Source organism: Thermus hydrothermalis, assembly GCF_022760925.1.
Lineage (GTDB): Bacteria > Deinococcota > Deinococci > Deinococcales > Thermaceae > Thermus > Thermus hydrothermalis.
The window spans coordinates 1-12291 of sequence record NZ_JAKTNT010000019.1 but is presented as its reverse complement, the minus strand read 5'-3'; the positions used below and the strand labels follow the sequence as shown (position 1 = coordinate 12291).

Genomic DNA, 12291 nt, shown 5'->3' with positions numbered 1-12291 from the left:
CTTACCCCCTAAGCTCCGATAGGTCGTCCACCGCGGTGCTTTCCCGGTGGCGGAAGATGGCCACGATGAGTCCGAGGCCCACCGCCACCTCCGCGGCGGCGATGGCGATGACCATGAGGGCGGCCACCTGCCCTTCCAGTCCATGGGCCTTGGCGAAGCCCACCAGGGAAAGGTTGGCGGCGTTCAGCATGAGCTCAATGGAGAGGAAGACCAGGATGGCGGTCCTGCGGGTGAGGACGCCATAGACCCCGAGGGCGAAGAGGAGGGCGGAGGCGAAAAGGTAGCTCATCGGAGCACCTCCTCCTTGCGCTCTTCGGGGCGCAGGGCGTCTAGGGGACGGCTGGGTTGCACCAAGGCCACCGCCACCACCGTGGCCGCCATGAGGAGGAAGCCCACGGCGAGGAGCACGAGGAGCCAGTCCCCGTAGAGGAGGGGGCCCAAGGCCTGGGGAAGCCCTCCCTGTAGGTCCTGGGTGAGGGCGAGCTTCAGGCCCAAGAGCCCGGAGAGGAGGACCCCCGCCACCCCGAGGGAGAGGAGGGCGGCCAGGGGCTTGGAGCGCACCAAGGGGTCAAAGCCCACCTCGCCTTGGGCGGCGAAGAGGAGCATGATGACGAAAAGGAAGAGGACCACGATGGCCCCGGCGTAGACGATGATCTGGATGAACCCGAGAAAGCGGGCGTCCAGGGCCACGTACACCCCGGCCAGGACCAGGAAGTTGGCGATGAGGGCCAAGGCAGCGTGGATGGCGTTTCTCAGGGTTACCACTAGAAACCCGGTGGCGAGGAGCAAAAGGATGGCCAAGGCTTCCCAGGGGCTCACTTTTTTCCTCCTTCCGTGGGGGCCTTGAAGCCCTCCAGCTCGGGCCGCACGTAGGGCACCACGTAGCCGGGCTTCACCGCCTTCCCGGTCATCTTGGCCTCGCGCCGCTGGGGTTTGGTGCCCACCACGTCCACCAGCATGTCCTCCTTGCCGTAGATGAGGTCGGAGTACTGGTAGTCCGCCATCTCAAAGTCGTAGCCGAGGACGATGGCCCCCGTGGGGCAGGCCTCCTCGCAGAGGCCGCAGAAGATGCACCGGAGCATGTTGATCTCGTAGACCTTGGCGTAGCGCTCCCCGGCGGAGACGGGGTTTTCCGGGTCGTTCTCGGCGGGTTCCACGTAGATGGCGTAGGCGGGGCAGGCGGCGGCGCAGAGGGAGCAGCCGATGCACTTCTCCAGGCCGTTGGGGTGGCGGGTGAGGACGTGCCGCCCGTGGAAGCGGGGCTTTAGGGCCACGGGGGCGTCGGGGTAGGGGACGGTCACCGGCTTGGAGAAGAGGTACTTCAGGGTGATGCCGAGGCTTTGCGCTAGGGCTTTTAGGGTCATGCGCCACCTCCTTTGCGCACGGGCTTGGGGCTATAGAAGAAGGCCCCGAGGAGGGCGAGGAAGCTTAGGGCGGAGAGGTAGACGAGGTAGACCCGGGGCAGGTCCAGGGCCACCACCAAGGCGGTGACCAGGAACCAGAAAAGGGCCACGGGGAAGAGGAACCCCCAGCCGAAGCGCAGAAGCTGGTCGTAGCGGAGGCGGAACCAGGTGGCCCGGATCCAGATGAAGAAGAAGAGGAAGAAGGCGATCTTGAGGAACATCCAGAGGTAGGGGACGTTGAAGAAGGGCATGGTCCAGCCCCCCAGGAAGAGGGTGGGGATGAGGGCGCTTGCGGTGATGAAGTGGATGTACTCCGTCATCTGGAAAAGCGCCCACTTGATGGAGCTATATTCCGTGTGGTAGCCGCCCACCAGCTCCTGTTCCGCCTCGGGGAGGTCAAAGGGGGTGCGGGCGGCCTCGGCCAGGGCGGCGATGGCGTAGACCAAGAAGGCGGGGAAGGCGTAGAGGAAAAGCCAGCCGTTTTCCTTTTGCCAGTTGACGATGTCGTTCAGGTTGAGGCTCCCCACCAAAAGCACCGGGGCGAGGAGGGCGATGCCGAGGCCGAGCTCGTAGGAGATGAGGCTTGCGGAGGAGCGCAAGGACCCCAGGAGGCTATACTTGCTCCCCGAGGCCCACCCCGCCAGGAAGATGCCGTAGATGGCCATCTCGCTCACGGCGAAGAGGTAGAGGATCCCCAGGTCCAGGTTGACCACCCAGGGGTGGAAGCCGAAGAAGCTCCCTGGCGGGCCGAAGGGGATGGCGCCGAAGGCCAGGAGGGCGAAGACCACCCCGAGGAGGGGCGCGAGGACGAAGAGGACCTTGTCGGCGCGCTCCACCACCAGGTCTTCCTTGAAGATGCTCTTGATGGCGTCGGCGATGGGCTGGAAGAGGCCGAGGGGTCCCACCCGGTTCGGGCCCATGCGGATCTGGAAGCGGGCGAGGAGCCTCCTTTCAATGAGGGTCATGAAGGCGAAGGCGGTGAGGAGGCCCACCACCACCAAAAGGGCCTTTAGGGCCACCATCCAGTAGGGGTCCAGGGGGTAGTTCACGCTTCACCTCCTGTGGGGACCAGGATTTTGGCCTCCAACCTTCTAGCGGCGAAGGGACCCAGGGCGGAGAGGTAGTAAAGGCCCTTGGGCACGTCCTCCCGGTGGACCACCCGGGCCTTTTGCGGGCCTAGGGGGGTTTCCACCTCCACCAAGGCCCCGTCTAAGAGGGCCTCGAGGCGGGCCGTTTCCGGGTGGACCCAAAGCTCGGGGGAGGCGGCCTCCTTCGCCTTGCCCACGGCCTGGTGGGCCTTCCACATGGTGGGGCGCAGGTAGAGGTTGCCCTTTTCCTCCTTGGGCCTGAGGGCTTTGGTGCGGAAGGGGTAAAGGCCCATGGCCTCGGGCACCTTCTTGGCCTTAAGCTCCCGCTCGGCCTCCAGGTGGAGCCGGAAGGGAGGCCGCACCCCCAGGGCCTCCGCCAGGAGGGCGAGGACCTGGAGGGCCCCTTCCGCCTCCCCGTTCTCCATGGGGGCGGGGGAGAGGGGAAGGACGCGGCCTTCCAGGTTCAGGATGTGCCCCCGCTTCTCGTAGAAGGTGGGGGCGGGCAGGACCACGTGGGCGTAGCGCTCGGCCAGGGGGTGGAGGTGGCTTAGGTGCAGGACCACGAAGCGCTTCCCCTTGAGGGCCTCCTCCGGGGGCACGAAGCCGTAGTAGGCGTAGGGGGCCCCGGGCTCGTCCCAGGCGGCCCCCTTCTCCTTGGGCCAGACCCCCATGGCCTCGAGGCCCCGGGCGTTGGCGGCGGGGGTCATGGCGAGGACCTTGGCCCCCTTGCGCTCGGCGAGGAGCCTGGCCCGTTCCGCCGCCACCGCGTCCTGCAGGACCCCCGCCCCCAGGATGAGCACGGGGCGCTCGGCCCGCTCAAAGGCCTCCTTGGCTTGCCGCACCGCCTCGCTTCCCTCCTTCTCCCCCAGGAGGGCGAGGAGGATCTCCCGCTCCTCCCCGGGGGCGTGCACCTCCTGGATGGCGGCCCAGCGCATGAGGGGGGCGCGGTAGGGGGCGAAGAGGGCCATCTTGTCCTTCCTGCGGGGCATCCTTTCCTTGATCTGCAGGTCGGCGAAGGGGGTGCCGTGGCTAAAGCGGTAGGGGGGCTTGAGGTCCCGCACGAACTCGGAGAGGCGGAGGTGGAGGATGGGGGCCTCCTCCGTGGGGTCCCCGAGGACCAGGGCGAAGTCCGCCCGGAGAAGGTCCTCCAGGGTGGCGGCGGGGTAGAGGCTTGCCGGGGCGGCGGTGCGGCCCTGGAAGTCCAGGTGGGGCGTGGAGAGGACCCGGGCCAGCTCGGCGGCCATGAGGCCCTCCTCGAGGGTGGCGTCCCCCGCGAGGTAAAGCCCCACCTCCTCCCCCTTGGCCCCTTTCAGGCCCTCCTTCAGGGCGAGGAAGGCCTCCTCCCAGGTGGCCTCCACAAGCCTCCCCTCCTTGCGCACCAGGGGGGTCTTGAGGCGGCGGGTGTCCGCCCACTCGTGGCCGAACCGGCCCGCATCGCAGAGCCAGATCTCGTTGACCTCGGGCACCTCCCGGGCGCGGATGCGCAAAAGCTCCCCGCTCCGGGTATCCGCCGTGATGCCGCACCCCACGGGGCAGAGGGCGCAGGTGGTGGGGGTTTCCTCCATCTCCCAGTTGCGGGCGCGGAAGCGGGCGGTGAGGTCCAAAAGGGCCCCCACGGGGCAGATGTCCGTGATGTTCCCGGAAAAGCCCGAGGGGAGGCCGAAGTCCAGGGTGCCGATGAAGGTGTGCACCCCCCGCTCAATGAAGTCCAGGACCTCGTCCCCGGGGACCTCCTCAAAGTAGCGCACGCACCGCTTGCAGTGGATGCACCGCTCCCGGTCCAGGATCACGAAGGGGGAGAGGGGGTGGTGCTTGTCCTCGTGGCGGCGGGTGAACTCAAAGCGGGTGTAGACGGGAAGCTCCAAGGGGTCTTTTTGGTAGTACTTCTCGTAGAGCCCGTACTCCACCGTGCGGTCCTGGAGCTCGCAGGCCCCTCCCTTGTCGCAGGTGGGGCAGTCCAGGGGGTGGTTGAGGAGGGTAAACTCCACCATCCCCGCCTGGGCCTCCCGCACCACCTCGGAAAGGGTGTCCACCACCATGCCCTCGGCCACGGCGGTGACGCAGCTTGCCGCCAGTTTGGGTTGCCACTGGATCTCGGGCTCGCCCTTTTCGTTCAAGAGGGGCTTCCCGTCGGGGCCCCGCTTGGGCAGGCCGATGCGCACCAGGCACATGCGGCAGGCCCCGATGGGGGAGAGGTGCTTTTCCGAGCAGAAAAGGGGGACGTCGTACCCCGCATGGAAGACAGCGTCCATAACGCTCGTCCCCGGGGGCACTTCCACCACGCGGTCGTTGACCTTGACCCTAACCACCTTCACCTCCAAAGGCTCGGCCTAGGCACGGGGCGTTTCTCCCGGGCCAGGGCGAGGTACTGGTCCTTGAAGTGCTTCAAGGAGCCTTTCACCGGCCAGACGGCGGCGTCCGCCAAGGGGCAGAAGCTCCGGCCCTCAATGAGGGGAAGGAGGGCTTCCAGGGTTTCCACGTCCTTCTCCTCCCCTTGCCCCGTGCCGATTTTGGCGAAGAGGTTCACCATGAACCCCGCCACCCCTTCCCGGCACGGCGTGCACTTGCCGCAGGACTCGTGGGCGTAGAAGCGGGTCACGTTCCACATGGCGTCCACCATGCTCACCCGCTCGGGGATGAGGATCACCCCCCCGGTGCCCAGCATGGAGCCCTTGGCCTGCAGGTGCTCGTAGCTCATGGGGGTATCCAGAACCTCGTCCGTGAAGGGCAAGGGTGGGGTGGAGGACCCGCCGGGGATGAGGGCCTGGATGGGCTCCAAGGGTCCCCCCGCCCACTCGTAGATGAGCTCCCGCAGGGTGGTGCCCATGGGAAGCTCGTAGACCCCGGGGCGCCGCACGGGGCCGGAGATCTGGTAGAGCTTCATCCCCTTGGACTGCTCCGTGCCCATCTGGGCGAACCAGTCCGCCCCCCGTTCCAGGATGGGGACCACCGAGGCCAGGGTTTCCACGTTGTTGATGGTGGTGGGTTTGCCCCAAAGCCCCGCCTGGGCGGGGAAGGGGGGCTTGAGGCGGGGGTTGGCCCGAAGGCCTTCCAAGGAGTTCATGAGGGCGGTCTCCTCCCCGCAGATGTAGGCCCCCGCCCCGCGGTGCACGTGGACGTCAAAGGAGAAGTCCGTGCCGAAGAGGTTTGGCCCCAGATAGCCCCGGGCCCTGGCCTCCCGGATGGCGGCCTCGAGGCGGTCCGCCGCCCGCCGGTACTCCCCCCGCACGTAGATGTAGCCCACCGTGGCCCGGATGGCGTAGCCGGCGATGATCATCCCCTCTAGGAGGAGGTGGGGGACGTCCTCCAGGATGTAGCGGTCCTTGAAGCTACCGGGCTCGGACTCGTCGGCGTTGCAGATGAGGTAGTGCTGTTGCCCGTCCTTGGGCATGAAGCTCCACTTAAGCCCCGTGGGAAAGCCCGCCCCGCCCCGGCCCCGTAGCCCCGAGCGCTTCACCTCCTCTATGACCTCTTCCGGGGTCTTCTCCTTTAGGACCCGCTTGGCCGTCTCGTATCCCCCGTGCTTCAGGTAGTAGTCCAGGGTCCAGCTGCCCTCCTTGCCCACGTGGGCGTAGAGGGTGCGTTCAAACCGGGGGTCTTTTCCGGAAACGATGGGCCCGGTCATACCTCCACCTCGTGCACGTGGTGGCCGCACCGGCCGGGAAGCTCAATCTCCTCAAGCCGCTTCCCCGCCTTCAGGCCCTCCAAAAGGGCCTGAAGCCTGGCCCGGGTCACGCACTCCACGTAGGGCTCGTCGTTCACCTGGACCACGGGGGCGGTGTGGCAGCTTCCCAGGCACTCCACCTTCTGCACGCTAAAGAGCCCGTCCGGGGTCACCTCCCCGGGGCCGATGCCCAGGGTTTCCGTGAGGTAGTCCCAAAGCTCGTCCGCCCCGGCGAGCTTGCAGCTTAGCGTGGCGCAGACCTGCAGGTGGTACCGCCCCGTGGGCACGAACTGGTAGTAGGAGTAGAAGCTCGCCACCCCCATGACCTCCGTGGGGGTGGTGCCCACCAGGCGGGCGATCTCCTCTACCCGTTCGGGGCGGATCCAGCCCTCCTCCTGCTGCACCCGCCTTAAAAGGGGCATGATGGCCGCCCGCCGCCCCTCGGGCGGGTACTTGGCGAAGGTTTCCTCCAGGAAGTCCTGCTTGTCGTCAAAGAAGCCCATCTTCCCTCCTTAGCGGTCCACGTCGCCCATGACCGGGTCCAGGCTGGCGATGATGGCCACCAGGTCCGGCACCTGCTCGCCTTTGGAGGCGTAGGGCAGGCTTTGCAGGTTGACAAAGCTGGGGGCCCGCACCTTCACCCGGTAGGGCATGCTTCCGCCGTCGGAAACGATGTAGTAGCCGAGCTCCCCCCGGGCCGACTCCGTGGGGACGTACACCTCGCCCTTGGGGGGGTGGAAGCCTTCGGTGTAGTGCTTGAAGTGGTAGATGACCGCCTCCATGGAGGTTTCCAGGAGGTGGCGGGGGGGTGGGGTGATCTGGGGGTTGGGGTCGCGGACGGGCCCGGGCTCGAGGCGCTCCAGGGCCTGCCGGATGATCTTCACCGACTCCCGCATCTCCCGGATGCGGATGATCATCCGGTCAAACACGTCCCCATGCTCGCCCAGGGGCACGTCAAACTGGTAGGTCTCGTACCCGGCGTAGGGGTAGGCCTTCCGCACGTCGTAGTTCACCCCGCTCGCCCGCAAGGAGCCCCCGGTGAGGCCCAGGTTGATGGCCACCTCGGGGGGGATCACCCCCACGCCCCGCGCCCTTTCGTAGAAGATGGGGCTTTCGGCGAAGAGGGCCTCGTACTCGTCAATGCGGTGGGGCATGACCTCCAGGAACTTCTTGAGCTCGGGGACGAACTCCTCGGGCAGGTCCTCCTTGACCCCGCCGATGCGGATGTAGTTGTGGTGGAAGCGTTGGCCCGTGACCCACTCAAAGAGGTCCAGGATGGTTTCCCGCTCGCGGAAGGCGTAGAAGAAGGGGGTGAGGGCCCCGAGGTCCAAAAGGCCCGTGCCCAGGAAGACCAAGTGGCTCGCCAGGCGGGAAAGCTCGTTGAGGATGATGCGGATGGTCTGGGCCCGAGGGGGGACCACCGCCCCCACCAGCTTCTCCACCGCCAGGGCGTAGGCCAGGTCGTGGGCAAAGGAGTGGAGGTAGTCCATCCGGGGCGTATACGTGATGACCTGCGTATACGTCCGGTTCTCCATGTTCTTCTCAAAGCCCGTGTGGAGGTAGCCGATGTGGGGGACGAGGTCCAAGACCTCCTCGCCCGAGAGCGTCACCACCACCCGCAAGACCCCGTGGGTGGAGGGGTGCTGCGGGCCCACGTTCAGGGTCATGACCTCGGTGCGGAGCTCTTTGGGCTCCTCCAGGGTTTCCACCGGGTCCAGGTAGTCCTTCATTTGACCTCCTTGGCCTTGGTCAGGTCGGCCCAAAGGGACCGGTAGCCCTTGCGGCTACCCCCCTTGTAGAGGGTGAGGCCGGGGTTCTTGCCGGTGATGGCCGCCCGGAACTCGCTCGGCACGATGAAGCGCCCCTCGCGGAAGAGGGTGGGGGTTTCCCCCAGGGGGAAGTCCTTGCGCAAGGGGTGGCCCTCGAGGTCCTCCGGGGTGAGGATCTTGCGCAGGTCGGGGTGCCCCTCAAAGACGATGCCGAACATGTCGTAGACCTCCCTTTCCAGGAAGTTGGCGCTCCCCCAGAGGTCGGTCACCGTGGGCAGCCTGGGGTCCTTCTCCGGCACGTAGACCCGGACGAAGAAGCGGCTCCCATCCCCGTCCTTCCACCCCGGCAGGGAGACGAGCTCGTAGACCACGGCGAAGCGCTCGGGGCGGGGGTCGGGGTATTCCAGGTAGTCTATGCCCACGATGTCCGCCAGGTAGTTGAAGCCCATCTCCTTGTACCGGGCCATCTCCCCTTTGAAGGCCTCGCGGGGCAGGACCACCCAGAGGTTGCCGAGGCCGTTGTCCTCCACGGGGTAGCCCTTGGCCCGGGCATCGTCTAAAACGCTATGAAGCCGCACGCTTCACCCCCTTGCCCGCTGCCAAGCGGCCACGGGCGGAAGCTTCCGCCCCTTCTCGTCGTAGGCCTGGCCGCGGACCTTCTTCTGGAGTTGCATCACGGCGTAGATGAGGGCCTCGGGGCGCGGGGGGCAACCCGGCACGTACACGTCCACGGGCACCACGGAGTCCACGTTCTGCACGATGGCGTAGTTGTTGAACATCCCCCCAGAGCTGGCGCAGGCTCCCATGGAGATCACCCACTTGGGGTCGGGCATCTGCTCCCAGACCCGGCGCATCACCGGGGCCATCTTCTTGGATAGCCGCCCGGCCACGATCATCACGTCCGCCTGGCGGGGGCTTGCCCGGAAGACCTCGCTGCCGAAGCGGGCGAGGTCGTTGCGGGCGTCGGTGGAGGCCATCATCTCAATGGCGCAACAGGCGAGGCCGAAGGTGGCGGGCCACAGGGAGTTGGACCTCCCCCAGGCCACCAGCTTCTCCAAGGTGGTGAAGAGGATCCCCTCCCGCTCTAACTCCTGGACGTCCCGTTCAAACAGGTCCTTCAATGCCACCGCATCACCCCCTTCCACCACTCGTAGAGGAAGCCCACGAAGAGGAGCAGGGTGAAGGCCAAGACCCCCAGGAAGCCCCACAGCCCAAGCCCCCCAGCGCTCACGGCGTAGGGCCAGAGGAAGGCCACCTCCACGTCAAAGAGGATGAAGAGCATGGCCACCACGTAGAAGTGGATGGGAAAGCGCTTCACCTCTCCCGCAGGGTCGTTCCCCGACTCGTAGGGCATGAGCTTGGCCCTGCCCGGCTTCTTGGGGCCAAGAAGAGCCCCCACCACCAGGGCCGCCACCCCGATGAAGAGGGCCACCCCTAGGTAGATGAGGACGTTCACGTACTCCGCGATCGGCGCCAAGGTCCCCTCCTTTCGTGCATCTCTTCACGAGGCGGGGACCCAAAACCCCACGAAGCCCCGCCTCATTTCCCGCCCATCTTACCACCCCTTGACCGGGGCAAGAGGGAGGAGCTACACCAAGGGTAGATTAAACAGTGTAATGTCCTTCCATATCCCTTTGGGAAAACTACTCCGCGGTGTAGAGAAGATTGCGGAGCTCGCGGAACTGCTCCAGGTCCAGGGTTTCGCCCCGCGCCTCCGGGGGGAGGCCCAGGGCCTCTAGGGCCCTTTCCACCCTCTCCTTGGGGTAGCCCGCCGCCACCAGGGCGTTTTTCAGGGTCTTCCGGCGTTTGCTAAAGGCGGCCTCCACCAGGCGGAAAAGCCCGGGGTCGTCGGGCACCCCCAGGGGCGTGAGGCGCACCAGGCTGCTTTGGACCTTGGGCGGGGGGAAGAAGGCCCCAGGGGGAAGGTCAAAGAGCCTTTCCGCCCGGGCGTGGTGGGCCACCCTTAGGGAGAGCACCCCGTAGGCGGGGCTTCCGGGCCCCGCCGTCATGCGCTCCGCCACCTCCTTCTGCACCAGGAAGACCAACCGGGCGAAGCGGCCCGTTTTGAGGAGGTGGGTGACCAGGGGGGTGGCGATGTTGTAGGGGAGGTTGGCCACGAGGAGGCTTCCTTCCGGCACCTCTTCCCAAGGGAAGCGGAGGGCGTCTTGGAAGAGGAGGCGCACGGGGAGGCCCTTAAGGGTTTCCTCCAGAACGGGTTTTAGCCGGGGGTCCTTCTCTATGGCCGTCACCTCGGCCCCCGCCTCCGCCAGGGCCCGGGTGAGGACGCCAAGCCCAGGCCCCACCTCAAAGACCGGCCCCGTGAAGGGCTTGGCCGCCTCCACGATGCGCCTGAGGTGGGCTTCGGAGACCAGGAAGTTCTGGCCGAGGCGCTTGTCGGCGAAAAGGCCGTGTCGGGAAAGGATGGCGCGCACCGCTTTGGGCGAGGTGAGGGGGTTAGGCATGGGCAAGGCGCTTGATCCGGGGCGTGAGGGGTTCCTCCTCTGGGGCAAGCTCCAGGTACTCCCCCAGGTCCAGGGCGTCAATGAGGGCGAAGCGTTCCTTGAGAAGGATACCCTCCCGCATGGGCACGTGGCCGTAGACGCCAAAGCGATAGCCCATCCGTTCCACGTAGTCGGGGGTGCGGAACCACCAGGTCTTGGGCTCGCTTTGGGCGTAGAAGAGCTCATCGTATTCCTGGAGCCAGGGCACGGGGCCCACGTGGGCGAAGTGGACGCCCTCGAGGAGGAGCTCCTTGGGGAAGCCCGCCATCCAGGCCTTTAGGGCCTCGGGCAGGGGTTTACCGCCCTTTTCGGGGTGGAACTCCAGGTGCCGCAGGTGGCGGTTCCCCAGGATGGGCTCGCCCTTTAGCGCGGCCTCGTCGTGGTTGCCCAGGAGGATGACCAGGTTGCCCTCCGCCTCTTCCTGGAACGCCTTCAACCGGAAAAGCTCCCGGATCTGGGCTCCGGCGGCCAGGCGGAGGTGGGTGGGGTCTTCGGGGTCAAAGGGGGAGAGGCCCGTGAGCCTTTCGTAGTCCCTCGGCGTCTTGGGGTGGACCAGGTCGCCCAGGAGGACCACCTTCACGGCCCCGGAGCGGAGGAGGGGGGTGGGCCTGAAGGAGGCGTCCGCCAGGCCCTCCGCCTTGAGGATCCGCCAGAGGGCGGGGAAGTTGGCGTGGAGGTCCCCGATGGCGACGATCCTCATCCCTTGAGCAGGGCCCGAAGCTCCCCGTAGAGGCGCTTGGTTTCCTCGGGGGTCTTGCCGTAGCCCCCGTATTTGGTGACGATCTTGGCTGCCTCCTTCCCCAAGCCCTTCTCCTTTAGGCGCTCCAGGAGCTGGTCAATGAGGCGGTAAGCCTCGGGTTTTTCCTCTTCCTCGGGTTCGCCCGTTTCCGCCTCCAGGGGTTCGGGAAGCTTGGGCGGGGTGAAGCGGCCCTTTTCCGGGTCATAGTCCACCCACTGCTTCTCCAGGCGGTACAGGTAGCGCCCCACGCCGAACTTCACCGCTGCCCGCTTGAGGGCGTCGGAGAAGGCGGCCTTGAGGGAGTCGCCCTCGCCCACGTCCTCCTTGGTGACCCCGAGGACCGTGAGGCGGCACTTCACCTCGCAAAGCCGCTCCCGGCGCTCGCCCCGCTCGTCCCGGACCACCCTTTCTTGGTCGGCGAGGACCTCGTAGCTGTCGTGCCACCCCTCGGGCCCCACCACCCGGTCCAGGCGGTCCAAGACGGTGCGGGCGTCCACGTAGGGGACCACCAAGGCCCGCCTCCGGTCCTTGGAGAGGGCTTCTATGCGCCACTGCACCTCGGAGGGGGGAAAGGGTTCCGCCAGTTTACGCCAAACTTCGTCCACCTTTTAAGTGTACTTTAGGTGGCTCTCACGGACGAGGGGCGGGGTGGGGGTATCCTTGGGGTATGCGGAGATGGTTGGCCCTTTCCCTCCTGTTGGTTCCGGCGGTGGCCCTCGAGGTGCGCATCACCGCCAACCTCACCCTGGACCTCTTTCCCCAGGCGGTGGTGGTGGAGCGGGTGGTGGAGCCCCAGGGGATTCTGGTGGTGTACAACGCTTCCCGGGCGGAAGCGGTCTTCCGCTACCACGACGAGGACCTGCGCCGCCGGGGCTGGGTGCGCACCAAGTACGAGGTGAAGAAAAACGAGTGGAAGGCGGAGTACCGCAAAGGCAAGGCCAAGGCCACCCTTTCCGTCAAGGACAAGAAGGGCCGGGTGGAGGTGCGCCTCAAGGAAGGGGACTAGACAAGCATCCTGGCCCCCGCTACCATATAGGGCGCATGGGGCCGTGGCGCAGCTGGGAGCGCGCCTGAATCGCACTCAGGAGGTCACGGGTTCGAGTCCCGTCGGCTCCACCAGCTCCAGA

At 66.7% G+C, this 12291-nt stretch carries 15 protein-coding genes and 1 tRNA gene; 2 read left to right on the top strand and 14 right to left on the bottom strand.

From position 1 onward, the window contains the following. Nucleotide 1: 1 nt before the first annotated feature. The 14 genes from nuoK to L0C60_RS10845 all read right to left on the bottom strand — a co-directional run bounded on the left by nuoK (nt 2) and on the right by L0C60_RS10845 (nt 11769). Nucleotides 2-289, bottom strand: a complete 288-nt coding sequence (gene nuoK, locus L0C60_RS10910; RefSeq protein ID WP_071677369.1) for an NADH-quinone oxidoreductase subunit NuoK — start codon at nt 287-289, stop codon at nt 2-4. Next, entirely contained in the window at nt 286-819 is a 534-nt protein-coding gene (locus L0C60_RS10905) for an NADH-quinone oxidoreductase subunit J family protein (protein WP_234508241.1), read from the bottom strand. Before L0C60_RS10905 ends, nuoK begins: the two co-directional genes overlap by 4 nt. Then, on the bottom strand, nt 816-1364 hold the full coding sequence (gene nuoI, locus L0C60_RS10900; RefSeq protein WP_039455593.1) for an NADH-quinone oxidoreductase subunit NuoI: 549 nt from the start codon (nt 1362-1364) through the stop codon (nt 816-818). Before nuoI ends, L0C60_RS10905 begins: the two co-directional genes overlap by 4 nt. Beyond that, nucleotides 1361-2425, bottom strand: coding sequence for an NADH-quinone oxidoreductase subunit NuoH (gene nuoH / locus L0C60_RS10895; RefSeq protein WP_234508313.1), 1065 nt, complete (start codon nt 2423-2425; stop codon nt 1361-1363). Before nuoH ends, nuoI begins: the two co-directional genes overlap by 4 nt. 23 nt (nt 2426-2448) lie before the next feature. Continuing rightward, nucleotides 2449-4800: an NADH-quinone oxidoreductase subunit NuoG gene (gene nuoG, locus L0C60_RS10890; RefSeq protein WP_234508243.1), complete on the bottom strand. Its 2352-nt coding sequence runs from the start codon at nt 4798-4800 to the stop codon at nt 2449-2451. 2 nt (nt 4801-4802) lie between these two features. Beyond that, a complete protein-coding gene (nuoF, locus tag L0C60_RS10885) occupies nt 4803-6116 on the bottom strand; it encodes an NADH-quinone oxidoreductase subunit NuoF (protein ID WP_234508244.1) in 1314 nt (437 codons plus the stop codon). Then, nucleotides 6113-6658: an NADH-quinone oxidoreductase subunit NuoE gene (gene nuoE / locus L0C60_RS10880; protein ID WP_234508246.1), complete on the bottom strand. Its 546-nt coding sequence runs from the start codon at nt 6656-6658 to the stop codon at nt 6113-6115. The genes nuoF and nuoE overlap by 4 nt, the downstream gene beginning before the upstream one ends. Before the next feature lie 9 nt (nt 6659-6667). Next, nucleotides 6668-7885: an NADH dehydrogenase (quinone) subunit D gene (gene nuoD, locus L0C60_RS10875; RefSeq protein ID WP_243092749.1), complete on the bottom strand. Its 1218-nt coding sequence runs from the start codon at nt 7883-7885 to the stop codon at nt 6668-6670. Next, a complete protein-coding gene (locus tag L0C60_RS10870) occupies nt 7882-8502 on the bottom strand; it encodes an NADH-quinone oxidoreductase subunit C (RefSeq protein ID WP_234508250.1) in 621 nt (206 codons plus the stop codon). The genes nuoD and L0C60_RS10870 overlap by 4 nt, the downstream gene beginning before the upstream one ends. A 3-nt stretch (nt 8503-8505) precedes the next feature. Continuing rightward, nucleotides 8506-9051 carry a NuoB/complex I 20 kDa subunit family protein gene (locus L0C60_RS10865; RefSeq protein WP_071677376.1) on the bottom strand — a complete coding sequence of 182 codons (546 nt, stop codon included), beginning with the start codon at nt 9049-9051 and terminating at the stop codon, nt 8506-8508. Then, nucleotides 9042-9401 (bottom strand): NADH-quinone oxidoreductase subunit A, encoded by a 360-nt coding sequence (locus L0C60_RS10860; protein WP_234508252.1) that lies wholly within the window; start codon nt 9399-9401, stop codon nt 9042-9044. Before L0C60_RS10860 ends, L0C60_RS10865 begins: the two co-directional genes overlap by 10 nt. A gap of 166 nt (nt 9402-9567) precedes the next feature. Next, nucleotides 9568-10386, bottom strand: coding sequence for a 16S rRNA (adenine(1518)-N(6)/adenine(1519)-N(6))-dimethyltransferase RsmA (gene rsmA, locus L0C60_RS10855; RefSeq protein WP_234508255.1), 819 nt, complete (start codon nt 10384-10386; stop codon nt 9568-9570). Next, nucleotides 10379-11125: a metallophosphoesterase gene (locus L0C60_RS10850; RefSeq protein WP_234508257.1), complete on the bottom strand. Its 747-nt coding sequence runs from the start codon at nt 11123-11125 to the stop codon at nt 10379-10381. The genes rsmA and L0C60_RS10850 overlap by 8 nt, the downstream gene beginning before the upstream one ends. After that, entirely contained in the window at nt 11122-11769 is a 648-nt protein-coding gene (locus L0C60_RS10845) for a Rad52/Rad22 family DNA repair protein (RefSeq protein ID WP_234508259.1), read from the bottom strand. Before L0C60_RS10845 ends, L0C60_RS10850 begins: the two co-directional genes overlap by 4 nt. 62 nt (nt 11770-11831) lie before the next feature. Between L0C60_RS10845 and L0C60_RS10840 the strand changes: the two genes are divergently transcribed. Next, nucleotides 11832-12170: a hypothetical protein gene (locus tag L0C60_RS10840; protein ID WP_234508261.1), complete on the top strand. Its 339-nt coding sequence runs from the start codon at nt 11832-11834 to the stop codon at nt 12168-12170. Between the two features lie 37 nt (nt 12171-12207). Next, a tRNA-Ala gene (locus tag L0C60_RS10835) sits at nt 12208-12283 on the top strand. Nucleotides 12284-12291: the final 8 nt, after the last annotated feature.